26 protein-coding genes are annotated in these 26,397 nt (G+C 69.4%); 13 read left to right on the forward strand and 13 right to left on the reverse strand.

The genetic code is table 11. The annotated features are described in order from the left end of the window. Positions 1–2: 2 nt before the first annotated feature. Positions 3–227: an acyl carrier protein gene (locus tag ACWF7A_RS27750; protein ID WP_093600101.1), complete on the reverse strand. Its 225-nt coding sequence runs from the start codon at positions 225–227 to the stop codon at positions 3–5. A gap of 173 nt (positions 228–400) precedes the next feature. On the opposite strand from ACWF7A_RS27750, the gene ACWF7A_RS27755 reads away from it, so the two are divergent. Next, a complete protein-coding gene (locus tag ACWF7A_RS27755) occupies positions 401–853 on the forward strand; it encodes a hypothetical protein (RefSeq protein ID WP_452253416.1) in 453 nt (150 codons plus the stop codon). Positions 854–923: 70 nt separating this feature from the next. On the opposite strand, the gene ACWF7A_RS27760 is transcribed toward ACWF7A_RS27755, so the two are convergent. Continuing rightward, positions 924–1,760 carry an NAD(P)H-binding protein gene (locus ACWF7A_RS27760; protein ID WP_452253417.1) on the reverse strand — a complete coding sequence of 279 codons (837 nt, stop codon included), beginning with the start codon at positions 1,758–1,760 and terminating at the stop codon, positions 924–926. Between the two features lie 143 nt (positions 1,761–1,903). Here ACWF7A_RS27760 and ACWF7A_RS27765 point away from each other — a divergent pair, with 143 nt between their 5' ends. Beyond that, a complete protein-coding gene (locus tag ACWF7A_RS27765) occupies positions 1,904–3,112 on the forward strand; it encodes a cytochrome P450 (protein WP_452253418.1) in 1,209 nt (402 codons plus the stop codon). 51 nt (positions 3,113–3,163) lie between these two features. Here the strand turns inward: ACWF7A_RS27765 and ACWF7A_RS27770 are convergent, their stop codons facing one another. Beyond that, complete coding sequence (locus ACWF7A_RS27770) at positions 3,164–4,570, reverse strand: MFS transporter (RefSeq protein WP_452253419.1); 1,407 nt, start codon at positions 4,568–4,570, stop codon at positions 3,164–3,166. Further along, on the reverse strand, positions 4,567–5,691 hold the full coding sequence (locus ACWF7A_RS27775) for an epoxide hydrolase family protein (RefSeq protein ID WP_452253420.1): 1,125 nt from the start codon (positions 5,689–5,691) through the stop codon (positions 4,567–4,569). The genes ACWF7A_RS27770 and ACWF7A_RS27775 overlap by 4 nt, the downstream gene beginning before the upstream one ends. A gap of 119 nt (positions 5,692–5,810) precedes the next feature. Here ACWF7A_RS27775 and ACWF7A_RS27780 point away from each other — a divergent pair, with 119 nt between their 5' ends. Further along, positions 5,811–7,025 (forward strand): cytochrome P450, encoded by a 1,215-nt coding sequence (locus ACWF7A_RS27780; RefSeq protein WP_452253421.1) that lies wholly within the window; start codon positions 5,811–5,813, stop codon positions 7,023–7,025. A 15-nt stretch (positions 7,026–7,040) separates the two neighbouring features. Continuing rightward, positions 7,041–8,048: a zinc-binding dehydrogenase gene (locus ACWF7A_RS27785; protein ID WP_452253422.1), complete on the forward strand. Its 1,008-nt coding sequence runs from the start codon at positions 7,041–7,043 to the stop codon at positions 8,046–8,048. Between the two features lie 54 nt (positions 8,049–8,102). Here the strand turns inward: ACWF7A_RS27785 and ACWF7A_RS27790 are convergent, their stop codons facing one another. After that, complete coding sequence (locus tag ACWF7A_RS27790) at positions 8,103–8,432, reverse strand: hypothetical protein (protein WP_452253423.1); 330 nt, start codon at positions 8,430–8,432, stop codon at positions 8,103–8,105. 99 nt (positions 8,433–8,531) lie between these two features. On the opposite strand from ACWF7A_RS27790, the gene ACWF7A_RS27795 reads away from it, so the two are divergent. Together ACWF7A_RS27795 and ACWF7A_RS27800 are read left to right on the forward strand one after the other, a co-directional pair. Continuing rightward, positions 8,532–9,290 carry an SDR family NAD(P)-dependent oxidoreductase gene (locus ACWF7A_RS27795; protein WP_452253424.1) on the forward strand — a complete coding sequence of 253 codons (759 nt, stop codon included), beginning with the start codon at positions 8,532–8,534 and terminating at the stop codon, positions 9,288–9,290. Positions 9,291–9,320: 30 nt separating this feature from the next. Then, positions 9,321–10,550 carry a cytochrome P450 gene (locus tag ACWF7A_RS27800; RefSeq protein WP_452253425.1) on the forward strand — a complete coding sequence of 410 codons (1,230 nt, stop codon included), beginning with the start codon at positions 9,321–9,323 and terminating at the stop codon, positions 10,548–10,550. A gap of 53 nt (positions 10,551–10,603) precedes the next feature. On the opposite strand, the gene ACWF7A_RS27805 is transcribed toward ACWF7A_RS27800, so the two are convergent. Continuing rightward, positions 10,604–12,022 (reverse strand): alpha/beta fold hydrolase, encoded by a 1,419-nt coding sequence (locus tag ACWF7A_RS27805; RefSeq protein WP_452253426.1) that lies wholly within the window; start codon positions 12,020–12,022, stop codon positions 10,604–10,606. Between the two features lie 115 nt (positions 12,023–12,137). Further along, entirely contained in the window at positions 12,138–12,578 is a 441-nt protein-coding gene (locus ACWF7A_RS27810; protein WP_452253427.1) for a DinB family protein, read from the reverse strand. A 152-nt stretch (positions 12,579–12,730) separates the two neighbouring features. Between ACWF7A_RS27810 and ACWF7A_RS27815 the strand changes: the two genes are divergently transcribed. From ACWF7A_RS27815 to ACWF7A_RS27825, 3 genes are read left to right on the forward strand one after another with little or no spacing between them, the layout of a single operon-like run. Beyond that, positions 12,731–13,054, forward strand: a complete 324-nt coding sequence (locus ACWF7A_RS27815) for a 2Fe-2S iron-sulfur cluster-binding protein (RefSeq protein WP_189159224.1) — start codon at positions 12,731–12,733, stop codon at positions 13,052–13,054. A gap of 14 nt (positions 13,055–13,068) precedes the next feature. Then, positions 13,069–13,848 carry an SDR family NAD(P)-dependent oxidoreductase gene (locus tag ACWF7A_RS27820; protein WP_452253428.1) on the forward strand — a complete coding sequence of 260 codons (780 nt, stop codon included), beginning with the start codon at positions 13,069–13,071 and terminating at the stop codon, positions 13,846–13,848. Position 13,849: 1 nt separating this feature from the next. Beyond that, entirely contained in the window at positions 13,850–15,067 is a 1,218-nt protein-coding gene (locus tag ACWF7A_RS27825) for an NAD(P)/FAD-dependent oxidoreductase (protein WP_452253429.1), read from the forward strand. 176 nt (positions 15,068–15,243) lie between these two features. Here ACWF7A_RS27825 and ACWF7A_RS27830 read toward each other — a convergent pair whose 3' ends face one another. Further along, positions 15,244–15,849, reverse strand: a complete 606-nt coding sequence (locus ACWF7A_RS27830) for a response regulator transcription factor (RefSeq protein ID WP_452253430.1) — start codon at positions 15,847–15,849, stop codon at positions 15,244–15,246. A gap of 108 nt (positions 15,850–15,957) precedes the next feature. On the opposite strand from ACWF7A_RS27830, the gene ACWF7A_RS27835 reads away from it, so the two are divergent. Both ACWF7A_RS27835 and ACWF7A_RS27840 read left to right on the forward strand, forming a co-directional pair. Then, positions 15,958–16,545 (forward strand): flavodoxin family protein, encoded by a 588-nt coding sequence (locus tag ACWF7A_RS27835; protein ID WP_452253431.1) that lies wholly within the window; start codon positions 15,958–15,960, stop codon positions 16,543–16,545. 5 nt (positions 16,546–16,550) lie between these two features. Next, a complete protein-coding gene (locus ACWF7A_RS27840) occupies positions 16,551–17,558 on the forward strand; it encodes a ketoacyl-ACP synthase III family protein (protein WP_452253432.1) in 1,008 nt (335 codons plus the stop codon). On the opposite strand, the gene ACWF7A_RS27845 is transcribed toward ACWF7A_RS27840, so the two are convergent. The 5 genes from ACWF7A_RS27845 to ACWF7A_RS27865 all read right to left on the reverse strand — a co-directional run bounded on the left by ACWF7A_RS27845 (position 17,542) and on the right by ACWF7A_RS27865 (position 24,911). Next, positions 17,542–19,401, reverse strand: coding sequence for a histidine kinase (locus tag ACWF7A_RS27845; protein ID WP_452253433.1), 1,860 nt, complete (start codon positions 19,399–19,401; stop codon positions 17,542–17,544). The two genes, ACWF7A_RS27840 and ACWF7A_RS27845, sit on opposite strands and share 17 nt — an antisense overlap. 77 nt (positions 19,402–19,478) lie before the next feature. Continuing rightward, a complete protein-coding gene (locus ACWF7A_RS27850) occupies positions 19,479–21,710 on the reverse strand; it encodes a sensor histidine kinase (RefSeq protein ID WP_452253434.1) in 2,232 nt (743 codons plus the stop codon). A gap of 129 nt (positions 21,711–21,839) precedes the next feature. After that, the gene (locus tag ACWF7A_RS27855; RefSeq protein ID WP_452253435.1) at positions 21,840–22,481 is read right to left on the reverse strand and encodes a hypothetical protein; all 642 of its coding nucleotides are present in this window, start codon (positions 22,479–22,481) and stop codon (positions 21,840–21,842) included. A 22-nt stretch (positions 22,482–22,503) separates the two neighbouring features. Continuing rightward, entirely contained in the window at positions 22,504–24,762 is a 2,259-nt protein-coding gene (locus tag ACWF7A_RS27860) for a TOMM precursor leader peptide-binding protein (protein WP_452253436.1), read from the reverse strand. Further along, positions 24,759–24,911 carry a hypothetical protein gene (locus ACWF7A_RS27865; protein ID WP_452253437.1) on the reverse strand — a complete coding sequence of 51 codons (153 nt, stop codon included), beginning with the start codon at positions 24,909–24,911 and terminating at the stop codon, positions 24,759–24,761. The genes ACWF7A_RS27860 and ACWF7A_RS27865 overlap by 4 nt, the downstream gene beginning before the upstream one ends. Positions 24,912–25,148: 237 nt before the next feature. Here ACWF7A_RS27865 and ACWF7A_RS27870 point away from each other — a divergent pair, with 237 nt between their 5' ends. Next, a complete protein-coding gene (locus ACWF7A_RS27870; RefSeq protein ID WP_452253438.1) occupies positions 25,149–25,958 on the forward strand; it encodes an AfsR/SARP family transcriptional regulator in 810 nt (269 codons plus the stop codon). A 159-nt stretch (positions 25,959–26,117) separates the two neighbouring features. After that, on the forward strand, positions 26,118–26,369 hold the full coding sequence (locus ACWF7A_RS27875; protein WP_452253439.1) for an acyl carrier protein: 252 nt from the start codon (positions 26,118–26,120) through the stop codon (positions 26,367–26,369). Positions 26,370–26,397 lie beyond the last annotated feature (28 nt).

Below are 26,397 nucleotides of genomic sequence, written 5' to 3' on the forward strand. Positions count from 1 at the left end.
TCCTAGGCTGCCTGGTCCAGCTGCTTGGCGACGGCACGCGCCGTCGGGTCCTCGTAGAAGCTGCGCAACGGGACTCGGACGCCGTACCGCTCGTGGACCTGCTTGACCAGCTTCGACGCCAGCAGCGAATGGCCTCCCAGGTCGAAGAAGTGGTCCTCCGGTTCGATCCCCGGTACCCCGAGCACCTCCCCGAACAGCTCGCAGAGCTCTGTCTCGCGTTCGGCCACGGCGTCCTCCCTGTCAGCTCATGAGTAACGAAAACTTTGCGTTACCCGGGTCGAGATGAGCTTGGGCCGCACCGGAAACCGGCGTGTTCGAGCCGTTCTGAAGTTTGCGTCGAGAGGAGTCGTCCACGGTTGCGCGCGTCCGTCGCACGCCACCTGGATCAGGAGCCACACAGATGCAGACGTTCACTCCGAAACGTTCGGCCTTCTACGCGCGCATAGGAGCGATCACGGCCGTGGTCCTGCTGGCCTTGTCCGGCATGGCGACCGCGGCGAACGCGACGTGCACACCCGTCGGCAACTGGACGGGGTACGTGACCCGCACGGACGGCGACCACCCGACGCAGCTGCAGTTCAAGGCCAACGGCAAGGTGTTCGTCACCAACGAGCAGAACACCACCACGCAGGGCACCTGGTGGGTCACCGGCGTGAACAAGTTCCACTTCAAGTTCCGCGGCGAGAAGGTCTACGACGAGAACGGCGCCTACTTCGCGTACGTCGACTTCGACCAGGACGCCGTCCAAAGTGGAGCGAACAGCTTCACCAGCGTCGGCCCGTCCACGTTCTTCCTCGCGGACGGCACGAACCTGGGCACCTCGAACATCACGTTCACGATGTCCCGAGTGTGACGCGCGACCGGTGCCGGGACGGGTCCGCCGCCCTCGTCCCGGCACCGGAGGCACGAGTCAGGCCCCAGAATCAAACGAGGAACGAGGCGTGCTCTTCCACCCACTGGCGGAAGGTGCGGGCCGGCTTTCCGGTGATCCGCTCGGCGGTGGCGCTGGTGTCCGCGACGACGCCGACAGCGGCCTCCCACTGGTTGAGCAGCGAGGTGAGCACGGGCGGGGGCACGAAGTTGCTCATCTGCGCCTCGCCCTCCTCCCGCGTCAGCCCGTTGATCACGAGCTTGCGGCCGAGCACGTCCCCGACGATCTCCAGTTCCTGGCGGAACGTCAGCGACTCGGGACCTGTCAGGTCGACGATCTCGTCCTCGAGCTTCTTCTCCGTCAGCGCGACGACCGCCACGTCGGCGATGTCGTCCTCGTGCACCGGGGCCACCTGGGCCTCGGGGAAGACCTGGTCGATCGTGTCGCCCTGCTGCAGCGAGTAGCTCCAGCCGAACGCGTTGCTCATGAAAGCGCCGGGCCGCAGGATCGTGTAGTTCAGGCCGGAGGCGATCACGGCCTCCTCGACGAGCACGTGGTGGTGTGCCAGCGGGTCCTGGTCGGCACCCGGCAGCCCGACGGTGTTCGACGACAGCAGCACGACCTGCTCGACGCCGGCCTTCTCGGCCTCGTCGAGGAACTTCACGATGCCGTCCGGCTCCGCGTAGAGCAGGACCTTGGAGACACCGGCGAGGGCCGCGACGAACGTCTCCGGGGCGTTGAGGTCGAGAGCGACGGTCTCCACACCTTCTGGGACCTCGAGCTCCGCGGGATTTCGGCCGGACGCGCGGAGGCTGTGACCCGCCGCGTAGAGCCGCTGGAGCACACGGCGGCCAACGTTGCCGCGCGCTCCCGTGACGAGGATGGTCATGTGGATCTCCCGGATTGGGGTGGTTCGCCTGGATGGCCGATCACGCTCAGCGTTCACCCGGTCACTCGAACGGCACTAGATCGTGCTTCAGGTCAGGGCTCCTAACCTGCGAAAACAACCCCCTAGTCGTCGAGGAGCGCACGGTGGTTTCCTTTCCCGTTCCCGGATCCAGCTACCGCGGTCCGGCGCCGGAGTTCGCCGGGTTCCGCGCGTCGAGCCCTGTCGTGCGCCTGCCCGCGAACGGCGGCGGCCACTGCTGGATCGCCACCACCCAGGACTCGGTCCGCGTCGTGCTCGACGACGTGCGGTTCTCCCGCGCGGCGTCCTACGACCCGGCCGCGCCGACCTTCCCCGGACTGTTCCAGGCACCGCCCGGGATGATCATCTCGCTGGACCCGCCCGCGCACACCCGGCTGCGAGACCTGGTGTCGCAGGCGTTCTCGGCCGACCGGATCGAGTCCATGCGACCGAGAATCCAGCAGCTCGTGACAGAGTTGCTGGACCGAGCGGACGAGGACGCCCTGGAGGGGCCCGTCGATCTGCTCGGGAAGTTCACGTTCCCCCTCGCGATCATCGCGATCAGCGACCTGTTGGGTGTGCCCGCCGGCGACCGCGACACGTTCGCACGGCTGATCCGCGAGTTCGCCGCCGTCGACGCGCCGGAGCTCGCGGCCGCGGCGGGGGAGCAGCTCGGCGAGTTCATGGCCGGGCTGGTGTTCGCGAAGACGGCCGCGCCCGGTGACGACGTGCTGTCGGCGCTGACCGAGGCGCGGATCGGTGACGACAGGCTCGAGGTCGGCGAGCTGATCGGCCTCGGCTACACGTTGCTCGGGGCGGGCGGCGACTCCACGGCCTGCCACCTGGCCAGTTCGGTGCTCACGCTGCTGGGGCACCATCGCGACGTCTGGGTGCGGCTCGGCGAACGGCCCGGCGAGGTGCCGGCGGCGGTCGAGGAGCTGCTGCGCTGGATCACGTTGTCCACCAACGACACCACGGGCCTGCCGCGGATCGCGACCGAGGACGTGACGCTGTTCGGCGTCACAATTCCCCAGGGGGACGCGGTGTTCGTGTCGACGAACTCGGCGAACCGCGACGAGACGCTGTTCACCGACCCCGACGCGCTCGACTTCGCGCGGACCGACAACGCGCACCTGGCGTTCGGGTACGGCATCCACCGCTGCCTCGGCGCTCCGCTCGCGCGCATCGAGCTGACCACCGCGTTCGAGGAACTGACCCGGCGCTTCCCGGCCGCACGGCTCGCCGTCGCCGAGGAGGACCTGGAGTGGCAGCGGGCCGACATGAACCACCGGCTCGTCGCACTGCCCGTCGACCTGCACGGCAAGGGTTTCTGAGAACGGGAACGGCCCCCTCGGTGCTCCGAGGGGGCCGTTTCGCTGTGCAGGCTATTTCTTGCGGGGAACGGCGAGTGCCGCGAGCGCACCGCAGAAGGTGAAGGCGGCGGCACCGAGCAACGCGAGCCCGTACCCGGAGCCGAGCGAGTGCTGCAGAGGCTCGCCCTGCGCCAGCAACGAGTCCGCCCGGGCCGACGACATCGTCGCGAGCACGACCAGGCCGATCGCGCTGCCCATCTGGCGGATCGTGTTGAGCAGCCCGGACGCGAGGCCCGCCTGCTCGCGCGGCACACCGGACGTCGCGGCGTTCGTGGTCGCGTTGAGCACGGCTCCCATTCCGAGGCCCAGCAACGTGGTCGGCACCAGGATCGAGCCGAGGAACGTCGACGTCTCGTCCGCTGTGGACACCCAGAGCAGCCCGACGGTCGCGGTGAGCAGGCCGGCGATCAGCACCGGCCGCGGCCCGATCTTCGGCACGATCCGCGCGACGCCGAACCCGCCGAGCGCGATGCCGATCGACAACGGCAGGTAGCCGACGCCGGTCGCGAGCGCGCTGAAGCCCATCACCTGCTGCAGCACCAGGGTGAGGAAGTAGAAGGTGCTGAACAGGGCGGCGATCGCGAAGAACGCCACGATGTTCGTCGCCGTCACCGCGCGGTTGCGGAAGATGCCGAGCGGCATCAGCGGGTGGTCGGACACCGTCTGCTGGCGCAGGAAGAACGCGAACAGGACCACGGCCAGCGCGAGTGAACCCGCGACCTGCCAGGAACCCCAGCCCAGCTCGTGCGACTGCGCGATGCCGTAGACCAGTGCCATCAGGCCGATCGTCACGGTGATCGCGCCCGGCACGTCGAGGCTCTTGCGGCCGCCGCCACTCGGGGTCTCCGGCACGGCCCTGCGGATCATGGTCACGAGCGCGATGCCCAGCGGCACGTTGATCAGCAGCACCCAGCGCCAGCCGAGCGACTCGGTGACGATGCCACCGAGCAGCACGCCGACCGCCCCGCCGGTACCGGACACCGCGCTCCACCAGCCGAAGGCCTTCGCGCGGGCGGTCGGGTCGGTGAACGTGGTGCCGAGCACCGTCAGCGACGCCGGTGCCATCACGGCAGCGCCCAGACCCTGGAACCCGCGGGCCGCGATCAGGGTGCCGGGTGAGGTCGCCATGCCACCGACGGCGCTCGCGACGGTGAACAGCGTCGCGCCGAAGAAGAACACCCGGCGTTGCCCGAAGAGGTCGGCGAGCCGGCCGCCCAGCAGCAGGAAGCCGCAGACCGCGATCGTGTACGCGCTGTTGACCCACTGCAGGTCGTGCCGCTCGAACCTGAGCTCCTCGAAGATCGAGGGGAGGGCGACGTTCATGACCGACGCGTCCAGCACGTTCATGAACTGCGCCAGGCAGCAGACCGCCAGAACAAGCCCGAGCTTCGTGCCGGGCCTGTTCAGCGTCGCCGTCATGCGCGCACCAGCCGGAAGAACGTCCGCAGCTCCTCGACGAGGACGACCGGGTTCTCCAGCGCCGGGAAGTGCCCGCCGGACGGCATCTCCTTCCAGTAGCGCAGGTCGGTGAACCGGTGCTCGGCCCACGCCTTGGGCATCCGCGCGTCGGCGGGGAACACCGAGAAGCCCGTCGGCACGCCGACCTGCGTCAGCGGCGACTTGTTGTAGCTCTCCCAGTACAACCGGCCCGACGACGCGGCCGTGGCGGTGAACCAGCACACCGAGACCATGTCGAGGATCCGGTCGCGGGAGATGATCTTCTCGGCGTCACCGTCGTGGTCGCTCCAGGACCAGTACTTCTCGCCGGCCCAGCCGAGCTGGCCGATCGGCGAGTCGGTGAGACCGTAGGCCAGCGACTGCGGCTTGGTGTTCATCACCGCCGCGTACGCGGACTCCTTGGCGGCGAACTCCTTGAGCGCGCCGAGACCCTTGTAGTCCTCCTGCGTCAGCTGGACCTCGGCCTCGGGCGCGGAGGCGAACGGCATGACGAGGTGGATCGCCTCGACGTGCTCCGGCGCGATGTGACCGAGGATGCCCGTGATGAACGAGCCCCAGTCGTTGCCGTGCGCGTAGAACTTGTCGTAGCCGGCGCGGCCCATCAGCGTGACGAGCGAGGCCGCGATCTTCTCCAGCGTCCAGCCGGTTCCGGTCGGCTTGTCGCTGAAACCGTAGCCAGGCAACGAAGGCGCGACGACGTGGAACGCGTCGGCCGGGTCCGGCGGGTTGGTCAGCGGCTCGATGACGTCGAGGAACTCGGCGACCGAACCGGGCCAGCCGTGGGTGAGCAGCAACGGCTTCGCGTTCGCGTGCGGCGAGCGGGCGTGCAGGAAGTGGATCCCGACACCGTCGATCTCGGTCTTGAACTGGGGGACGGCGTTGAGCCGCGCTTCGGTGGCGCGCCAGTCGTACACGTTCGCCCAGTACTCGGCCAGTTCCTTGGCATAGGCCAGGGGCATGCCCTGCGACCAGTCGTCCACGGTCTCCGCGTCCGGCCACCTGGTCGCTGCCAGCCGCCGCGTGAGGTCCGCCAGTTCGGAGTCGGGAACCTCGACCCGGAACGGCACGAGTGCAGTGTCCATGAGCGCGAAGGTAGGGACGAAACCTCGAACCCCGGTCGACATCCAGGTTTCGAGCCACCTTCGAGGTGCGGGTAGCAAGGTTCGGCGCGAGGCCAGGCCGAATACTCCGGAGGTGTCCCGTGCTGCCCCTTGAACTGGACGAGGTGTTCCCGTTCAGCGGTTCCTCCTACCGCGGCCCGGACCCCAAGTACGACGAGCTTCGCGCCAAGTGCCCGGTGGCCAAGGTGCCCACCAACTCCGGCACGCCGACCTGGGTGATCACCAAGTACGAGGACGTCCGCGCCGGGCTCGCCGACTCCAGGCTGAGCCGCGCGTTGACGTGTGCCGAGGGTGCTCCCCAGGTCGGCGGCGCCATGACCACCACCCCCGAGATGATCATCTCGCTGGACGGCGCCGAGCACTCCCGGCTGCGCAAGCTGGTGATGGGCGCGTTCACCGTCCGCAAGGTCGAGGCCATGCGCGCCGGCGTGCAGAAGGTCGCCGACGAGCTGCTGGACGCCGTCGAGCTCGAAGGCGGCCCGGTCAACCTCGTCGAGAAGCTCTGCGTACCGTTGCCGCTCACCATCATCGGCGACCTGCTCGGCGTGCCGACCGAGGACCTGAAGATCTTCGAGACGGACGCGCGGGCGTTCGCGACGTTCGACGAGAACGACCCCGAGGCGCCGATGCGGGCGTTCGGGCGGCTCGCCGGGTACGTCATGGGCCTGATCGCGCAGAAGCGCGAGAATCCCGGCCAGGACATGCTGTCCGACCTGATCTCCGCGCGGGACAACGACGACAAGCTGAGCGAGCAGGAGCTGGTGACGTTCGCGTTCACCCTCATCGGCGCCGGCTTCGACACCGCCGCGAACCAGATCTCCAACTCCGTGCTGGCGTTGCTGCACGACCACCCCGACACGTGGAAGCGCCTGGTCGCCGACCCGTCGCTGATCCCCGCGGCCGTCGAGGAGCTCCTGCGGCACGTCAACCTCTTCGCCACCGACACCACCGGCTTCCACCGCATCGCTGCGGAGGACCTGGAGCTCGGCGGGCAGAAGATCGCCAAGGGCGACTCGGTGTTCTTCGTGCTGTCGTCGGCGAACCGCGACGAGGACGTCTTCGAGAACGCGCGGCAGCTCGACATCGACCGGGCCTCGAACCCGCACATCGCGTTCGGGCACGGCGTGCACTACTGCCTCGGCAAACAGCTGGGGCGCATGGAGATGGCGATCGCCATCGAAGGCCTGACCCGCCGCTTCCCCGACCTCCGGCTGGCCGTGCCGTACGAGGACCTGAAGTGGCACCAGGGCGAGATCAACCACTCACTCGTCACCTTCCCCGTCACGTGGGGCTAGAAAACAAGGAGAGCCATGAGCATCCCCGAGAAGCAGTGGGAGGTCAGGCTCGCCAAGCACGTCGAGGACGACCTGACCCTCGAGCACTTCGACGTCGTCGAGGTGGCCGTCCCCGAGATCGGTGACGGAGAGGTGTTGGTGCGCGTCGACTACGTGTCGGTGGCCGCCGCCTTCAAGGAGTTCATGAGGTCCGACTGCCAGATCCCCGGCGTGCCGCCGTGGAAGGTCGGCGAGCCCGCCGGTGCCGGTGGTGTGGGCACCGTGGTCAAGTCGAACAGCCCGGATCTCGCGGTCGGGGACCTGGTGCAGTCGTTCGGGCCGTGGCAGGAGTACTGGTCCGGTCCGGCGCAGCAGTTCATCAAGCAGAACGGCCAGTACGTGCCGTCGCCCGTCTACTTCCTGTCGCAGGGACCGACGGCGTACTACGGCATGGCGACCCTCGCGCAGGCCGGTGAGGGCGACGTCGTGTTCGTCACCGGAGCCGCCGGTGGAGTCGGGTCGCTGGCCGGGCAGATCGCGAAGGCCCGCGGTGCCAAGGTGATCGGGTCGGCCGGCAGCCAGGAGAAGGTCGACTGGCTGGTGAACGAGCTCGGGTTCGACGCCGCGTTCAACTACAAGGACGGCCCGGTGGCCGACCGGCTGCGCGAGCTCGCCCCGGACGGCATCAGCGTGTTCTTCGACAACGTCGGTGGTGAGCAGTTCGAGGCGGCGGTCCAGGCCGCTCGCCCGCACGCCCGGTTCGCGTTGTGCGGTGCGCTCTCCAACCAGAACGACGGCGCCGAGAACCCGCGGATCGACCTGATGACGGCGATCACCAAGCACCTGGAGATCCGCCCGTTCGCCTGCTACCACCTGCCGGAGCAGATCCAGGACTGGGTCGTCCACTTCGGACAGTGGCTGCAGGAGGGGAAGTTCGTCTTCCCGCACACGATCGTCGAGGGTGGGGTCAAGACCGCGCCGCAGGCGTTGCTGTCGCTGTTGGCGGGCAAGTACACCGGCAACGTGACGGTCAAGTTCTCCTGACGCGCGCTTTGCAGAAGGGGGCGCCTGATCTGGCGCCCCCTTCGAGGTGTGTTCTCACCCGAGACGTTGCGCGGTGATGCTGATCGCCGCCTCACGTGCCGTGGTGCCGTTCGCCAGGCGCACCACCGCGTTGCCGTTGCTGACGAACTCGTCGCCGCGCAGCACCGCGTCCTGGGCGATCTCGATCGTGCCCGGTGCCTCGGTCAGTTCCTCGTTGATCCGGTAACTGAACGTGTCGGGCCCCGTCTGGGTCCACGTCCCGGATCCCGTGCCGCCCACGACGAGCATCGCCGTGCCGTCGCGCGCGAACTCGAACTCGCTCTCCGTGTGGCCGCCGGGTCGGCCGACCCGTGCGCGCCACCTGCCCACCGCAAGGATTCCCATGCTCTCCAGGGTTTCCGCCCCAGCTAGACCTGGACTCAAGGTTCAACCAGCAGGGTTGACGGTGACTGCACTGCCGAGTGGAAAGAAGCTGGAGGCGTCATGTCGGACGCACCATTTGCCGGACAGCAGGTCGTCGTGACGGGTGGGGGAACCGGCATCGGCCGCGCGGCGGCGCTGGCGTTCGCCGACCTCGGCGCCGCGAACGTGATCATCACCGGCCGCCGGGAGAACAGGCTCACCGAGGTCGTCGCCCTGCACCCCGCGATCACCGCCGTCGTCGCCGACGTGACGACCGACGAGGGCGCGCAGAAGGTCGCCGATGCCGTGAAACTGGGCGGCGGCAAGGTGGACGTGCTCGTGCACAACGCCGGCATCTTCCGCTTCACGCCGGTCGCCGGGTTCGACCTCGCCACCGCGCGCGACGTCCTGGAGACCAACCTGGTCGGCCCGCTGGTGCTGACCGCCAAGCTGCTGCCGCAGCTGACTTCGCCGGGCGGCAGCATCGTGTTCGTCTCCAGCAACGCCGGGCACATCGCCGTGCCGGGCGGTGGCGTGTACGGCGCCAGCAAGGCCGCCGTGGACAGCCTGGTACGCAGCTGGGCGCTCGAACTGGCCCCGCAGGGCATCCGCGTCAACGCGGTCGCGCCCGCCGCGGTGCGCACCGAGGTCTACGCGGCCAACGGGCTGAGCGCCGAGGAGGTCGAGGGCTACTTCGGTTTCCAGGCCTCGCAGACGCCGCTGGGACGCACCGGCGAGGTCGATGACGTCGTTCCGTGGATCACCCGCTTCGCCGAGCCCGCGAGCTCGTGGGTCACGGGTCAAGTCATCACGCTCGATGGCGGCGCTGATCTGGCGTGAGCCACCCTTTCGACTAGGAGGAAGACCCAGATGACCAGCACCGCCGAGCCGGGTGTGGACACGTTCCCGTACAAGCGCACGTGCCCGTTCACGCCGCCCGCGCAGTACACGCAGATGGCCGAGGAGGACGTCGTCGAGGTGACGCTGACCGGGTCCGGTCTGCGGATCTGGACGATCAGCGGCTACCACACGATCAAGCAGCTCCTGACGGACCCGCGGATCAGCGCGTCGCGCAAGCACGACAACTTCCCGTTCTACTTCATCGCGCCGCCGGAGTTCCGCACCGAGACGTCGTTCATCGGCTACGACAACCCGGAGCACACCAAGACCCGGCGCAAGGCGGCCGTGACGTTCACCAACCGCCAGGTGAAGCGTCTGCGCCCGCGCATCCAGGAGATCGTCGACGAGTACATCGACAAGATCCTGACCATGACGCCGCCGATCGACTTCCACCGCGAGTTCTCGCTCGCCGTGCCGATGACGGTCATCTGCGAGCTGCTCGGCATCCCGCAGGACGAGCACGATTTCTTCATCGAGCACGGCACGTGTCTGCTCGGCGGTCACTCGACGCCCGAGCAGCGCCAGGCCGCGATCGTCGAGGTGAACGCCTACGTCGACAAGCTGATCACGTTGAAGGAGAAGGAGCCCGGCGAGGACCTGCTGTCGCGGGCGATGGCCGAGTACGCCGCGTCCGGCGAGGAGTACACGCGCCGCGACCTGTTCAACATGATCCGCCTGCTGATGAACGGCGGCCACGAGACCACCGCGTCGATGCTGTCGCTGGGCACCGCCGCGCTGCTGGAGCACCCGGACCAGCTCAAGAAGCTGCTCGACGACCCCGAGGGCATGATCGAGCCGGCCGTCGAGGAGCTGGTGCGCCTCGCGACCATCGGTGACACCGCCATCCCGCGCGTCGCGCTGGAGGACATCGAGATCGCCGGCAAGACCATCAAGGCGGGCGACGGCATCCTGTGCCTCGGCCTCAACGGCAACCGCGACCCGGAGATCTTCCCGGAGCCGGAGAAGCTGATCCTGGAGCGCGGCACCCGCAAGCACCTCGGGTTCGGCCACGGCCTGCACCACTGCATCGGTGCCGACCTGGCGCGCCTGGAGATGCAGCTCGTGTGGTCGACGCTGTTCCAGCGCATCCCGTCGCTGCGCCTGGCGAAGCCGTTCCTGGAGATCCCGCGCAAGGAAGGCGCCGTGATCTACGGCCTGTGGGAGCTGCCGGTCACGTGGGACATCCCCGCCGAGGACTGAGCTTCACGAGAAAGGGCCCCGCACCTCGGTGCGGGGCCCTTTTCGTCGTGCTGTCAGTCCTTCGGGATGTTCGGGCGCTGCACGTGCCCGGGAACCCTGGTGTGCTTGCTCGCCGGCAGCACACCGTCGACGAGGTAGTCGTCGACCAGGGAGTCGAGCACCTCGTTGCCCGCCAACCCGTACACCTCGTGGTCGCCGGAGTCCTCGATGAGGACGAGCGGGTGGTCCAGCAGCGCGGCCAGTTCGATGCCGCCCTCGACGCGGTCCATCGGGTCGCCGTCCGCCTGCACGACGAGGCCCTTGGGGTAACCGGGCTGCGCCAGCTTCGTCGGCGGCTCCAGGCTTTCGAACGTCCGGAACGCGCCGACCCACGGCTGGGCCCGCAGCACGCCGTACCCGTACGGGTGCTCGGCGCGGTGCTTGCGGACGTCGGCGTAGTAGACCTCCAGGTCCTGAGGCCAGTAGGTCTCCAGCGTGATGGCCTCCAGCACACCGACCCGCAGGTCGCCCTCCGAGTCCTGCGGCCGCCAGGTGGCCTGCCCGACGATCAACGCCCGCGCCTTCTCGAAGTTGGCGTCCTGCAACGTGGTGCGCAGGTCGCCTACGAGGTAGCCCAGCGAGTCCCACTGCCCGCGGTCCGTGGCCCGCGTGCCCACCGCGCCGTCGAACAGCGTGCGGAGCTGGATCTGGTCGCCTTCTTCGAGCTTCGCGACGACGGCCTCGATCTCGGCGATGACGGCTGCCGGGGTGTTGCCGAGGTGGAAGTGCCCGTCGCGCTCGGCGGTCCAGTCCGCCCACAGCGCGACGTTGCGGTAGACCGCCTCCGCCTGGGTGACGAACTGCTCGCGCCAGGTCCACTGTGGATTGATGCACGAGTCGAAGACCGTGCGATCGAGGTTCTCCGGGAACATGGTGCCGTAGACGGCGCCGACGTACACGCCGTACGCGTACCCGACGAACGAGATCTTCTCCTCGCCCAGCACGACGCGGATCAGGTCCATGTCACGGGCGGTGTTGCGGGTCGTGATGTGCGGGCGCAGGTCGCCGCCGCCCTTCTCACATCCCAGCTCGCGCAAGCGCATGTCCTCGGCCAGCTGCTCGAAGAGCGAGTCCGGCGGCCGGGAGTCGAAGGGTGCCTTGGGAATCGTCACCTCGGCGTAGAGCTTGGTGGACTCGCCGTACCCGCGCGGGTCGAACCCGATGAGGTCGTAGGCCGTCCTGACCCTGCTGCCGAGGCGCTTGATCAGCCCGAGGCCGTCGCCGCCGTCGCCACCGGGGCCGCCGTTGACGGCCAGCAGCACGCCGCGGCGCCGCGTCTTGTCCGTGGCCTTGAGACGGGCGATCGCGATGGTGAGCTTGGGACCGTCCGGGTCGGAATAGTCGCGTGGCACGACGACCGTCGCGCGTTCAAGGCCGTCCTCGAACGGCGGTGACCAGTTCACCTGCTGGTCGTAGAACTCCTTGAGGGGCACGGTGGAACCTCCGCGTGTGGGTGTACGCCGACACCGCAGCGTCGCAACACCTGCTCGAATGCCAGCGGAGCAACGGGCCAGGTGCCGGGTTTGTGCGCAGACGGGGTGTTCGAGGTCAACGCCCCGTGGAGCCGTCGATCAGCTCGCGGATGACGTCTGCGTGCCCGGCGTGCCGGCCGGTCTCCTCGATCATGTGCGCGAGCCGCCACCGGACGTCCTCGGCGGCACTGCCGTCGAGCACCTCGTTCGCCTGCTTCACCGCCTCCCGGTAACCCGCCACGACGTCCGCGACGCTGTCCCCGTCGGGCACGTGGAACGTCGCCTGCCAGCTCCGCGGCTTGCTGCCGAGGAACGTCGCCCGCTCCACGAACGTGAGGTGGCGCAACAACCCCAGCAGGTTCGTTCCCGATGGGACCATCGCCGTCCGCACCTGGGGTTCGGGCACACCCTCCACCTTCGCGATCACCGCCGTGCGCAGGTAGTCGAGGAACCCGCGCAGGACCTCGGTCTCACTGCCGCCGCTCTTCGGCGGCGGCTGGTCGCGTTTCCCGGGCATGGCTCGATCCTCGGTCGACCCGGAGCCGAACGCACGGGAAGTTGCCGTTCCGGCAAGGTCGTGAACGCTCAAGGTGGTCTCCACCACGTGCAAAGCGCCGGCGTTCAAGGTGAACCACGTCCGGCGAGCCGCAGATCCGTGGGAGAACTGCCATGCCAAAGATCACTTACGTAGCGCACGACGGTGTTGAGACCGTTGTCGACGTTGCCCAGGACGACACCGTGATGCGCGGCGCGGTTCTCAACGGCATCAAGGGAATCGTCGCCCAGTGCGGCGGCGGCGCCTCGTGCGGTACGTGCCACGTGTACATCGATCCCGAGAACACCAAGCCGCTGTCGCAGATGCACCAGGTCGAGGACGAGCTCCTCTACTTCACGGCCTGTGAGCGCAAGGACAACAGCCGGCTGAGCTGCCAGATCCCCGTGACCGAGGAGCAGGACGGGCTCGTCGTGCACATGCCTGAGAAGCAACTCTGAGGGAGAGAAGAAGCATGAGCCAGCGACGGGTCGCCCTGGTCACGGGCGCTACCAGCGGTATCGGTCTCGAGGTCGCGCGCAGCCTCGGCAAGGAGGGGCACGCGGTCTTCGTCGTGGCCCGCAACGCCGAGAACGTCACGACGACGGTGAAGCAGCTGAGGGAAGAGGGCATCGAGGCCGACGGCGCGGCCACGGACGTCACGTCCACAGAGGACATCCGCACCGCGGTGCAGAAGGCCGTCGACGTCTTCGGGCCCGTCGAGATCCTCGTCAACAACGCCGGGCGCGGTGGCGGCGGCATCACCGCCGAGCTGGACGAGGACCTCTGGCTGGACGTCATCGACACCAACCTCAACGGTGTCTTCCGCTTCACCAAAGAGGTTCTGAGCACCGGCAAGATGGTCGAGCAGACCTGGGGCCGGATCATCAACATCGCCTCCACCGGCGGCAAGCAGGGCGTCGTGTTCGCCGCGCCCTACTCGGCCTCGAAGCACGGCGTCGTCGGCTTCACCAAGGCCGTCGGCATCGAGCTCGCGAAGTCCGGCATCACCGTCAACGCGGTGTGCCCCGGCTACGTCGAGACGCCGATGGCCGGCCGGGTGCGCCAGGGGTACGCGAACCACTGGGGTGTCACCGAGGAAGAGGTCCTCGAGAAGTTCAACGCCAAGATCCCGCTGGGTCGGTACAGCACGCCGGAAGAGGTCGCCGGTCTCGTGACGTACCTGACCACGGACACCGCGTCCTCGATCACCGCCCAGGCGCTCAACGTCTGCGGCGGGCTGGGCAACTACTGACATGCGCGGCGAGTCGGTAGTCGTCGTCGGGGCCGGGCAGGCGGGCTGCCAGGTCGCGGTGTCCCTGCGCGAACAGGGACACCGCGGCCCCATCACGCTCATCGGTGACGAACCTGTGGCGCCGTACCAGCGGCCGCCGCTCACCAAGGCCTACCTGGCGGGGGAGACCGACCTCGCCGGGCTGGTCCTGAGGCAGGACTCGTACTACGACGACCACGGCATCAAGCTCGTGCACAACGAGCGGGTGATCGGGGTCGACCGCCAGGCGCGGGTCGTGGTGCTGGGTTGTGCCCGGACGATCAGCTACGACCACCTGGTGTTCGCGACGGGGGCGCGGCCGCGGCCGTTGCCCATACCCGGCGCCGAGCACGTGCTGAACCTGCGCACGGTCGCCGACGCGGACGCGATCCGGCAGCGGCTCGAAGGGCAGATCGGGCTCGACGTCGTCGTCATCGGCGGCGGGTTCATCGGCCTCGAGTTCGCCGCCGTGGTCAGGAAGCTGCGCCACGAGGTGACCGTCGTCGAGGCCCAGCCGCAGGTGATGCAACGGGCGGTGTCGGCCGAGACGGCCCAGCACCTCGTGAGCCGCCACCGCAGCGAGGGCGTCCAGATCCTCACCGGGACGGGCGTCGCCGCGGTCCGGGAGGGCCTGGTGGAGCTCGCGGACGGCACGGTGCTCGTCGCCGACCTCGTGGTCGCGGGCATCGGCGTCGTCCCGAACACCGAGGTCGCCCAGCGCGCCGGCCTCGCGGTCGACAACGGCATCGTCGTCGACGCGCACCTCGGCACGGTCGACCCGCGGATCTACGCGGTCGGCGACTGCGCGCGGTTCGCCAGCACGCACGCCGGCGGCCTGATCCGCCTGGAGTCGGTGCAGAACGCCACCGACCAGGGCACCACGGTCGCGGCGGCCATCCTGGGCAGCGCGGAGCCCTACACCGCCCTGCCGTGGTTCTGGAGCGACCAGTACGACGTGAAGCTGCAGACCGCCGGTCTCACCAACGGCCACGACCGCACGGTCACCGTCGGCGACCCGGCCGAGGGCAGGTTCTCGGTGTTCTGCTTCAAGAATGACAAGTTGATTGGAATCGAGGCGTACAACCGCCCCATCGACTTCCTGATGGGGCGCCGGATCCTCGAGGGCGGCAACTCGCTCACGCCGGAGATCGTGGCCCAGCCGGGCTTCGACCTGCGGGCGAGCCAGCAGAGAGCAGCCTGACGGATGCCATCCGCAGTGGCGTGGGCCGAAACGTGGCCGTGTGAATTCGTGCTCAGACGGGCGCATCGTGGTGCCGCGCCCACATCCTCATACCGGAGTCGTATGGGGGTGTGGGCGCGGTGCCGCGAGGTGTCCTGCTGAGCACGAATTCGCCGCCCACGTTTCGGACCACGCCACTACAGCCAGCCGGCTTCCTCGGCGATGCGGATGGCGTCCACCCGGTTGCGCCCGTTGAGCTTGGTCATGATCGTCGTCATGTAGTTGCGCACGGTGCCGACCGAAAGCGACAGCGCGACAGCGATGTCAGGCGCGTCGGAGCCGTTCGCCGCCAGCCGGAGGACCTCCAGCTCGCGGTCGGTCAGCGGGCACTCGCCGCGGTCCCACGCGGCCAGGGCGAGCTGGCTGTCGACGACGCGTTCCCCGGCGGCGACCCGGCGGATCGCGTCGGCGAGCTCCGTCGGTGGCGCGTCCTTGAGCAGGAAGCCGTCCACGCGGGCCGCCAACGCCTTGCGCAACGTCCCCGGACGGCCCAGCGACGTCAGCATCAACGTCCTGACCTGCGGCATCGTCTCGCGGATCGTCGCCGCGGCACTCAGCCCGTCGAGGATCGGCAGGTCGATGTCGATCACGCAGACGTCCGGCGCGTGCTGGCGCGCGGCCGGCACGATCTTGTCGCCCGAGCTCACCTCGGCCACGACCTCGATGTCCGGTTCGAGGTTGAGCAGCGCGATGAGAGCACCGCGCACCATGTGCATGTCCTCCGCGAGCAGAACCCTGATCATCGCGCCCCTCCGCGCGACACCCTATCTCCCAACGTTCATGTCGCGCTCCACGCCGCGTCAAGGCGGCCCGGCGAGGGTGAACCGAGCTGCCTCGCGAAGGGATGCGTCATGGAACGCAGCGTCAACGTGACGGTCGTGTACTACTCGTCGACGGGAACGATTCACCGGCTCGCCTCGGAGATCGCCGAGACGGCCGAGAAGCACGGCGCCGAGGTGCGGCTGGTGCGGGCTGCGGAGCTGGCGCCCGAGGCGGTGTGGCGGTCGCGGCCCGCCTGGGCGGCGCACCTGGAGGAGACCGCGGACGTCCCGGTCGCCTCGGTCGACGACGTGCTGTGGGCCGACGCCGTCGTGCTCGGCACGCCGACCCGGTTCGGCAACGTGTCCTCGCAGCTCAAGCAGTTCATCGACACGCTGGGGCCGGCCTGGTTCAGCGGTCTGCTGGCGGACAAGGTGTACAGCGCGTTCACCTCTGGCGGCAGCCTGCACGGAGGCATGGAGACCACCCTCGTGTCGATCTACAACATGGTCTGCCACTTCGGCGGGATCATCGTGCCGCCGGGCGGGAACCTGAACCCCTACGGCACCTCTCACGTCCTGGGCGCGGACAACGTGCCGGTCGACGAGATCGCGCTGCAGGCGGCCCAGGTCCAGGCGGAACGCGTCGTGCGCGTGGCACGCGCGCTGAAGGAGGTCTGACCGCGGTGCGAGTCAAGGATGTTTTCGTCAACGGCAGCGGTGTGCGCCTGCCCTCGACGCTGAACGTCGCGGACGCGATCGCGTCGGGGGAGTGCGAGCCGAAGCTCGTCGCGCGGACGGACGTCGAGTCCGTGTCCGTGTCCCCGCACGAGTCCGCGGCCGAGATGGCGGTCGAGGCGGCCAGGGTCGCGTTGGCACGGGCGGGATCCGAGCCCGACGACGTCGACCTGATCCTGCACGCCACCACCTACCACCAGGGCCAGGACCTGTGGCCGGTCGGGTCCTACATCCAGCGCGAGACGGTGCGGAACTCCTGTCTGGCGCTGGAGATCCGGCAGATGTCCAACGGCGGCCTGGCCGCGATGGACCTCGCCGTGTCGTACCTGATCGCCCGTCCCGGCAGGGACGCCCTCCTCACGTCCTCGGACCGCTTCTGCCTGCCGGGGATCGACCGCTGGAGGACCGACCCCGGAACGCCCTACGGCGACGGCGCGTCGGCTCTGGTTCTGTCCACAAGGGGCGGTTACGCGAAGCTGCTTTCGTTGGCCATCAACGCGGACAGCGATCTCGAACCGCTGCACCGCGGCGACGTGCCGTTCGGGCTCGCGCCCTTCTCACACCGCATCCCGGTGGACTTCGAGGAGGCCAAGCACACGTTCAGCCGCGAGTTCGGGCTCTCCTACGGCATCAACAAGGCCAACGCGGGCCAGGCGCTCGCCGTCGAGCAGGCGCTGTCCGACGCCGACATGAAGATCGGCGACGCGGACTGGATCATCCTGCCGCACTTCGGCCGCCGCCGGCTGGACGTGAACTACCTGCGCCCGTACGACATCGAGCCGGAACGCACCACGTGGTCGTGGAGCCGCACGGTCGGGCACCTCGGCGCCGGCGACCAGTTCGCGAGCTTCGACCACCTCGTGCAGACGGGCAAGGCGACCTCGGGCCAGCGGATCGTGATGTTCGGTGTCGGCGCGGGCTACAGCTGGGGCTGCGCGGTCATCGAGATGCTGTGAGCGGGATCTCGGCACGCAACCGGTAGGTGTGCTCGGGCGTGGGACCTGCGTGCAGGTCCCCGCCGAGCGCGCGGACCCTCGTCGTCAGGTTGCCGATCCCGCTGCCGTCACGGGACTTCCGTTCGGTGGCGGGGATCCCGTCGTTGACGATGTCCATCGTGACGAGGTGCGGCGCGCTCGAGAGGACGATCTCGCAGTGCTCGGCCTTGCTGTGCCGCAGGAGGTTCGTGACTCCCTCGCGCAGCACCGTCGCGAGCGCCACCTCCACCTCGGTCGGCAGTTCCGCCACGTCCATCCGGACCGTCACCTCGACGTCGGCCGCGGACAGCAGCGCCTGCGCCGACCGGGTCTCCTCGTCGAACGAGAGCTCGCGGTAGCTCAACGCCACCGACCGGACGTCCGCTAGCGCCTGCCGGGAGATCTCCAGGACCTCGGTGAGCTCCTGGCGGGCGCGGTCCGGGGCGATCGAGACCAGCCGGTGGGCGAGCTCGCTCTTCAACGTGACGGCCGAGAGGCTGTAACCGAGCAGGTCGTGGAGATCGCGGGCGAACCGCAGCCGTTCGCGCGTGACCGCCGCCGTCGCCAGCTCCTCCCGGGCCTCCTGCAGCTCGGTCACCATGGACCGCAGCCGGGTCAGCGCGTAGAGCACGAGCCCGTGGTTCGTCGCCGCGATCAGGCCCCACACCACGTCGGTGGGCGGGAAGTCCCACACGGCCAGCAGGACGGCTTGGCTCGTGACGACCGCGGCGAACGCGGACCAGCCGGCCCACCTCGGCAGCACCAGCAGCGCGGAGCCCGCGAGGAAGCCGGGGACACCGCCCAGGAACGGGTTCTGGGACGCGAACTGCGGGACGTACACGCAGAGCGCGATCCCGGCGAGCGCCGCGAGACCGTGCGCCGGGCGGACGTGCGGGCGGCTGACGACCCCGAGCACCAGCGCTCCGATCACCGCGCTGCTCACGGCGGCGACCGCGAGCGTGCCGACACCACGCATGTCGTAGGCCGCCAGCAACGTCGCCATCACGCCGTACCCGACCACCACGGCGGTGAGCAGCACCTGAGCGAACCGCGTCGGCAGGGTCGCGACGCCCTCACGCGGCGCGGAACCGCTCGCCTCGGCGGGCGACGGCTCGCGGTAGCTCGACGCCACCGCCCGCACGTCCGCCAACGCCTCGCGGGACATCCCGATGACCCGTGCGATCCCGCCCGAAGCCCGGCCGGTGTGCTCGCCGAGCGCGCGGCGGGCCTGCCCGGCCTTCAGCATGATCGTGGTGAGGCTGACGCCGACCAGGTCCTGCAGGTCGCGGGCGAACCGCAGGCGTTCCCGCGAGACGGCGAGGTCGGCGACCTCCGAACGGGCGTTCTCCAGGCGCAGCACGAGCGAGGGCAACCGGGACAGGCCGTAGACGGCGAGGCCCGCGGTCGCCGAGGACGCCACGTAGTAGGCCAGCACGCCGGCGGGGATGCCGAAGGGGAGCTTGGAGGCGGGGTTGGCCAGCGCCACGGCGGCGAACGCCCACCACCGCACCCGGCCGGGCAGCACCAGCAGACAGCTGCCCGCGAGGAAGACGGGCATGCCGCCCCACGCGTTGGGGAAGAACGGCACCGGCGCGAACACCAGCAGCGTCATCGCCGCCAGCGCGAGGTGCGCCCGGCCGGAACGCAGGTCCGTGCCCGGCCGGGAGAACACCCCGAGCTGCAGGTACCCGATCGAGAGCAGGCAGGCGAGCGATCCCGTGATCCGGGCCGGGGTCGCGCCGGCCTCCAGGACGTACAGGAACGCGTTGGCCAGATAGTTCGCGAAGACAACGGTGATGACGGCGTACGCCAGCCGACGGGACACCGATGAGTGTTCCTGCCGCCGCGCCACGGCGGCATGATAGGCGCGCCACCTGGGGGTTCCGGTGTACTGCGAGGGCCTCAGTTGAACGGCAGCGGAATCTCGGCGCGCAGCCGGTAGGTGTGCTCGGACGTGAGCCCGGCGTGCAGGTCCCCGCCGAGCGCGCGGACTCGGGTCGTCAGGTTGCCGATCCCGCTGCCGTCCCGCGACCGCTGCTCGATCGTCGGGATCCCGTCGTTGGTGATGTCCATCGTGACCAGGTCCCGCGAGCTCGAGAGGACGATCTCGCAGTGCTCGGCCTTGCTGTGGCGCAGGAGGTTCGTGACGCCTTCGCGCAGCACCGTCGCGAGCGTCACCTTCACCTCCGTCGGCAGCTGGTCGCACGCGTCGATCTTGACGGTGACCTCGATGTCGGCCGCGGACAGCAGCGCCTGCGCAGACTGGGTCTCCTCGTCGAACGAGAGCTCGCGGTAGCTCAGGGCCACCGAGCGGACGTCCGCGAGCGCCTGGCGGGAGATCTCCAGGACCTCCGTCAGCTCCTGGCGGGCGCGGTCCGGGTCGATCGACGCGAGCCGGTGCGTGAGCTCGCTCTTCAACGTGATCGCGGAGAGGCTGTAGCCGAGCAGGTCGTGCAGGTCGCGGGCGAACCGCAGCCGTTCCTGCGTGACCGCCGCCGTCGCCAGCTCCTCGCGGGCCTCGTGCAGCTGGTTCACCATGGACCGCAGCCGGGTCAGCGCGTAGAGCACGAGCCCGTGGTTCGTCGTCGCGATCAGGGCGTAAGCGACCGCCACGGTGCTCTCGCCGAGGACGCTGTAGATCACCCCTTGCAGGCCGACGACCGCGAGGAACGCCATCCACCCCGCCCGGCGGGGCAGCAGCAACGCGCACGCCCCGGCGAGGAAGCCGGGTACGCCCGCGAGGTAGGGGTTGCCGAACATCAGCGGCGGCACGTAGACGCACACCGCCAGCCCGGCGAGCACGCCGAGCCGCAGCGGCAGGCTCAGCCGCAGGTGCGGGCGCGTCACCACGCCCAGCACGAGAGCGACCGTGCCGGCGATGCCGACGGCCGCGACCTCGATGCCGAGGACACCGACGGGGTAGTACGTCACGAGCGTCATCGCCATGGCCGCGTACCCGATGACCACGGCCGTGAGCAGGATCTGGGCGAACCGCGTCGCGATCAGCGGACCCGCGAAGCGCGGCGTTCTCGCCTGCTTCTCCGGTTCCGGGTCGACCGGCACCTCGGCGTGCAGCCGGTACCCGCCGTCCGAGGTCGTCTGGGCGAGCAGGGAGCCACCGATGGCGGTGGTGCGGGTGGCGAGGTTGGTCAGGCCGCTGCCGCGTTCGCCGGAGATCTCCTCGGGCGTGCCGTCGTTGACGATGTCGATCGACGCCAGCCGGTCCGTGACGGAGATCGTGATCGTGCAGCGGGTCGCCTCGCTGTGCCGCAGCAGGTTCGTCACGCCCTCGCGCAGCACGGTCGCGAGCACGGTGCGGGAGCGGGGGGAGAGCTCGGGGTGGTTCGCCTCGATCGTGGCGCGCACCCCCGCGGCGATCAGCACCGACCGCGCCGACTCGATCTCGTCGGCCAGTGACAGCTCCCGGTAGCTCGACGCCACCGCACGAACGTCCGTCAGGGCCTCGCGGGCGATGCCGAGGATCTCGACGAGCTCACGCGTGGCGCGTTCGGTGTGGGTGCCGAGCATCCTGATGGCCAGTTCGACCTTCAGCGTGATCGCCGAGAGGCTGAAGCCGAGCAGGTCGTGCAGGTCGCGGGCGAACCGCAGCCGTTCCTGCGACACCGCGAGGTCGGCGAGGTCCGAACGGGCGGTCTCCAGCTGCTTGACCAGCGACGGGAGCCGCGAAAGGCCGTAGACGACCATGCCGGCGACCATGGCCGACACCGCGTAGTAGGCCAGCTGGGCGGGGTCGGAGACGAACTGCGCCTTGATCAGGCTGTTGCTGAGCGCGACCGCGAAGAACACGAACCACCGCACACGGCCGGGCAGGACGAGCAAGGCACTGCCCGCCAGGAACCCCGGCATGCCGTGCCAGGCGTTCGGGAAGAACGGGTACGGGACGTAGACCAGCCCGGCCATCACGCCCAGCGCCAGGTACGCCTTGCCCGAGTGCAGGTTCGACCCCGGCCGGCTGAACACCCTCAGCTGGAGGAACCCGATCGTGAGCAGGCAGGCGAGCGAGGTCGCGATGCGCACGGGGGTCGCGCCGGCCTGCAGCACGTAGGAGAAGGCGTTGCCGAGGTAGTTGGCGAAGACCACGCTGACGACGACGTACGCCAAGCGACGGGACACGGACGAGTGTTCCTGTCGTAGCGTCACAGCAGCGGCTCCCACACGAGGGTCGGGACGCGGCCATGATACGGGCGCTTCCTGGGAAATCTCGCGTTTTGCGATCCGCGATCGGAGCAACATGGCGGCGGCTCAACGCCTCTGGACGACGGCGAGTCCAGCTCCGGCGAGATAGGCGACCACGTCTCCGACCAGGTTCTTCTCGACCTGCAACGCATCCGCCACCTGAGCGATCGTGGTACCGGTGTGCAGCAACGACTTCGCAATCTCCGTCGCCGGCGCGCTGTGCAGGATCACCTGGTAGGAGAGGCCGGGGCAGGCCAGCGCCTGGTCTCCGTTGAGCCGCTCGATCTCGGTGCGCGGCCGCATCGTGACGACCTCGTCCTCCTCGATGTGCGGCAACGCGAACACGGCGTCACGGGCCACCGCCACGACCGACAGGATCGGTCCGGCGCCGTCGTTCAGGCCGAGCGACGGCACGACGCAACCACCCAGTTGGTCGAGCGTGTTCTTGAGCTTGCGCCAGATGAGGCACGGTCCGGAGCCGGTCTTCCAACGCACGAAGTTCTCGTGCAGCGCGGAGATGTTCTCCAGCGCCACCGGGCCGAGGCTCATGCGGTGCAGTGCCTCCCGCACCAGGGGGCTGGTGTCCGCGATCTCGATCGCGCCCCAGCGCCCGTACACGGTGAGGTGCTCGGCCCCCTCGTCGACGAACGTGTCCTCCAGCAACGACCACAGCGGCCGGCCGGCCGGGATGTGCGACTGGGTGGGCACCACAGCGCCTCCGCTCTGGAAGTCACATGAACAACGGGATGGGGTTGAGCTCGTCGTAGCCGTGTGGCCGGGGAAGCCTCCCCAGTTGTACAGGCACGTCGTAGAGGCGCCCTTGAGCGAACCTCGACCAGAAGTGCCGCAGTCCCGGCACGACCACGCGGACCACCGGAAGGCCGATGTCCGGCCTGGTCTGGTCGAGGACGAGCACCTCCATCCCCCTGGCCTCGAGCGTGGCCTGGATGGCGCGGACGTCGTCCGCCAGGTCCGCCCGGTGCGTGTAGCCGATGTCCCGGACGTCCCGCGGGGGTCGCGCCGGGTCGGGGGCGAGCCACGGGTGGTCGGCGATCCTGGTGTTCTCGAACCAGTTCCGGACGTCGACGTCGAGGCCGCTCAGGTCGGAGCCCCCGCACACCATCGGCATGCACTGGTTGAGCTCGGTGAGCGCCCGGCGCGCGGCGATCCGCGGGTCGAGGTGCGCACCGCAGCCGAGCATGACGTCCTCACGCGGCCCGCCGGTGCGGCGCGACACCGCGACCATCACCGGCACACCGAGGTCCGCCGTCACATCGAGCAGCCACACCTCACGGCCGAGGCTCGCGTGCACCTCGCGGTTCTGGGCGATCCACGGGTCGTGGAACGAGTCCAGGTCCATGCCCGGCATGGGAGTGCGGTTGTACCACCAGATGGCGACCGCGTCGCGTTCGACGAGTTCCAGAAGTCCTTGCAGGACGGCGTCTTCCAGGCTGCTGCCGGCCGCGCACCCGTTGGAGTTGGCTGTCACGCTCGGCGGGCAGGGGGCGCCGAAGTACAGCATGCCGGTGGGCAGGAGCCTGTGCCGCCGCTCGGTGAGCGACCACAGGGGAGTCCAGTCCATCACCTCGTCGTCGTCGAACGGCGTGGTGACGTGCTGGAAGTTCGAGTGCGCCGCGTTCCACAGCTCGCGGCCGGCGAACTGGCGCGGGTGGTACTGCTGCACGGTGTCGGGGTGGACCGCCCGGTCCGCGAGGGACCGGTAGCTGCCGCGCACCCGCGCCTCGTCGCCGACGAACGCGCCGCTGCGTCGTTCCACGGCCTCGCACAGGGCTCCGACCTGGGCGTCCAGGGCCGTCACGCCCTTGCCGCCGGTGTCCGCGCGGAGTGCCGAACGGAGCCCCTCGATGCCCTCACCCGCGGCGATGTTCGAGCCGGAGCGGAAGGAGTTGAAGAACTCGGGGCCCTCGGTGTTGCGGCGGATCTCCTTCACGATCCCGGTGACGGGGCCGATCAGGTGCCGGTAGGCGTCGAGCACGTCCTGCGGCGGCGACGACCGGTGGCCGCCGCCGTCGCAGGAGTGTTTCACGCGACTGACGAGTTCGACCGGCTCGAACGTCCTGCGCGCGACAACTTCGGGGTCGCCGCAGCCCGAGCACTGCGGGCGGACCCGCACCTCGTGCTGCGCGACCTTCATGGTCAGGCTGTCGTAGCTCCAGATCGACCGCTGGGCGTCCTGGCGGATGCCGGCGAGCCACTTCGCGGTCTCCACGGACGCGATCTCCAGCGCCATCGACGTGAGCGACGGCAGTCCGATGAGCGGTCGCGGCGCGGGACCCTCCTGCCCGCACCGGCGCCGCACGTGCGCCTCGGCCTTGCGGTTGGCGGAGAGCCTCGCCGCGAGGCAGCGCCAGCACGGGCCGTCGCCCGGGGTGAAGAAGGGACCGACGGACACTTCCGCGCCCACCGGCTTGACCAGCAACCACGGCCTGCCGGCCGCACGGTGGGCCTCGTCGATGTGGCGCAGTTCGGGTGCCAGGTAGTCGGCACACGCCACGACCGTCAGGTCACCACTCCCCGAGGTGACCGTGAGCTCGTTGCGGTGCAGGGCGTCCACGAGCGCGTCGCGGTCGAGGTCCCCGATCGTGACGACGGAGACGAGCGACGTCGTTGTCGCCGCCACCGCGTCCGCGGGGTCGAGGCCCGCCGCGTCCCAGTAGGCGAGGGTGGCCTCGGTCGTGGCCGAACCGTCCTCCTCGCAACGCCGCCCGATCAGACCGGCGGCGGCCAGCCTGGTGAGCATGCGGCTGACCGTGTCCTCGGTCAGGCCCGCGGGCAGGTCGCGCAGCACGGCCGCGAGGTCGCGGGTGCCGTCGAGCAGAGGGGCCAGCGACTCGACGTGCGTGCCCTGGATCGCGGTGACCCCGGACTCGCCGATCAGGTAGACGGCCTCGCCCCGCACGATCTGCGGGCGGAGGTGACGCCGGAACCCGATGCGCCGCTCGTCCGGCTCGGCCAGTTCGGGTCTCATGCCGCGAGGGCCTCATCGGTCGCGCAGAACGTGCCGGGCCGGCACGACGTCCACGCGAAGTCGACGGTGAAGTCCGCCGAGGCCTCACGGTCGAACCGGTAGATCTTCATGTCGTCGGAGTCGCCCTCGGCGGTGGTGACGGAAGACAAGTGCTCCACGGTGGCGGTGGGGTACATGTGCATCTCCGATGTTTGCGTGTGATTTGTTGTGGGTAATGATGCGGACCAGCGCTAATGGATCGGTAGTTACCGGCTAATGCGCCCCGATATGAAGTTTTCATACCCACCACGGGCAGAACTCACCTGACATCGATGGCCTGTGCACTAACGCCGCCTCGTTGGGCCGAGCAGACTAACGGTGTGCTCGGAACCGAAGGAGGGGTCGCGATGCAGATCAAGGTCCTGGGGCCCGTCGAGGCCAAGGTGAACGGTCGCTCGGTGACGCCCACCGCGGCCAAGCCACGTCAGATCCTGGCGCTGCTCGCGCTGCACTCCGGGCAGGTCGTGTCCGTCCCCACCCTGATCGAGGAGCTGTGGGGCGACCGTCCGCCGCGCAGCGCCCGCACCACCCTGCAGACCTACATCCTGCAGCTGCGCAAGCTCATCGGCGACGCCCTGGCGACGTCCGGCGAGGGCGCGGCCAAGGAGGTGCTGGTCACGAGGTACGGCGGCTACCTGCTCGACGTGCCGCCGGAGGCCGTCGACGTGCACGAGTTCGACCGCCTCTCCCGCGCGGGTCAGCAGGCCTACGAGGTCGAGGACTTCGCGTCCGCGTCCCGGCTGCTGCGCCAGGCCCTGGAGATGTGGCGCGGCGCCGCGGTCGTCGACGTGCGGCCCGGCATGCCGCTCGGCATCGAGATCGTGCGCCTGGAGGAGGCCCGGCTGGGCGTGCTCGAGGCCCGCATCGACGCCGAGCTGCGGATGGGCAAGCACAAGGCGTTGCTCTCCGAGCTCTCCGTGCTGACCGTGCAGAACCCGATGAACGAGAACCTGTGCGCGCAGTACATGATCTCGCTGTTCCGCGCGGGCCGGCAGTGGCAGGCGCTCGACGCGTTCAAGGCGCTGCGCAACACCCTGATCGAGGAGCTCGGCGTCGAGCCGTCGTCCCGGTTGCAGGGGCTGCAGCACGCGATCCTGACGTCCGACCCGCGCCTCGACAGCGCCGAAACCCGTCAGTTGCAACGACTCCTGGCCTAGATCACAGCTCCAGCGGCCCGCGCCACACTGTGGCGCGGGCCGTTTTTGCTTGTCGCGCAACGGTTTCTTCGAGAATCTCTCCACCGAGTTACAGGCGCGCGGTGACAACCTCAGTCGTGGGCGCGCGGAAATCGCCCGCTGGAGGAAAGGAAGCTAGCCGTGAGCGCACTGACCATCGAGGGCCTCAAGGAGATCCTCAACGAGGCCGCGGGCGACGACGACTCGTTCAAGCCGGGCCAGGACATTCTCGACCTCCCGTTCCTCGAGCTGGGCTTCGATTCCCTCGCCCTGCTGGAGACGGTCGCACTGATCAAGCGCAAGTACGGGGTCTCCGTCGCCGACGACGAGATGGCGTACATCGAGACGCCGCGTCAGCTGCTGGACAAGGTCAACGGACAGATCGCGGCCTGACGCCGGCGACTCGGATACGGAGACGGAC

It is taken from the genome of Lentzea sp. NPDC055074 (assembly GCF_053608005.1).

Bases quoted from the DNA above. Each gene is read 5' to 3' on its own strand.
- ACWF7A_RS27830 (WP_452253430.1), bottom strand. From the start codon at position 15,849: ATGATCAGGGTTCTGCTCGCGGAGGACATGCACATGGTGCGCGGTGCT.
- ACWF7A_RS27825 (WP_452253429.1), top strand. From the start codon at position 13,850: ATGCGCGGCGAGTCGGTAGTCGTCGTCGGGGCCGGGCAGGCGGGCTGC.
- ACWF7A_RS27820 (WP_452253428.1), top strand. From the start codon at position 13,069: ATGAGCCAGCGACGGGTCGCCCTGGTCACGGGCGCTACCAGCGGTATC.
- ACWF7A_RS27760 (WP_452253417.1), bottom strand. From the start codon at position 1,760: ATGACCATCCTCGTCACGGGAGCGCGCGGCAACGTTGGCCGCCGTGTG.
- ACWF7A_RS27800 (WP_452253425.1), top strand. From the start codon at position 9,321: ATGACCAGCACCGCCGAGCCGGGTGTGGACACGTTCCCGTACAAGCGC.
- ACWF7A_RS27835 (WP_452253431.1), top strand. From the start codon at position 15,958: ATGGAACGCAGCGTCAACGTGACGGTCGTGTACTACTCGTCGACGGGA.
- ACWF7A_RS27870 (WP_452253438.1), top strand. From the start codon at position 25,149: ATGCAGATCAAGGTCCTGGGGCCCGTCGAGGCCAAGGTGAACGGTCGC.
- ACWF7A_RS27795 (WP_452253424.1), top strand. From the start codon at position 8,532: ATGTCGGACGCACCATTTGCCGGACAGCAGGTCGTCGTGACGGGTGGG.
- ACWF7A_RS27785 (WP_452253422.1), top strand. From the start codon at position 7,041: ATGAGCATCCCCGAGAAGCAGTGGGAGGTCAGGCTCGCCAAGCACGTC.
- ACWF7A_RS27770 (WP_452253419.1), bottom strand. From the start codon at position 4,570: ATGACGGCGACGCTGAACAGGCCCGGCACGAAGCTCGGGCTTGTTCTG.
- ACWF7A_RS27815 (WP_189159224.1), top strand. From the start codon at position 12,731: ATGCCAAAGATCACTTACGTAGCGCACGACGGTGTTGAGACCGTTGTC.
- ACWF7A_RS27755 (WP_452253416.1), top strand. From the start codon at position 401: ATGCAGACGTTCACTCCGAAACGTTCGGCCTTCTACGCGCGCATAGGA.
- ACWF7A_RS27860 (WP_452253436.1), bottom strand. From the start codon at position 24,762: ATGAGACCCGAACTGGCCGAGCCGGACGAGCGGCGCATCGGGTTCCGG.
- ACWF7A_RS27810 (WP_452253427.1), bottom strand. From the start codon at position 12,578: ATGCCCGGGAAACGCGACCAGCCGCCGCCGAAGAGCGGCGGCAGTGAG.
- ACWF7A_RS27790 (WP_452253423.1), bottom strand. From the start codon at position 8,432: ATGGGAATCCTTGCGGTGGGCAGGTGGCGCGCACGGGTCGGCCGACCC.
- ACWF7A_RS27775 (WP_452253420.1), bottom strand. From the start codon at position 5,691: ATGGACACTGCACTCGTGCCGTTCCGGGTCGAGGTTCCCGACTCCGAA.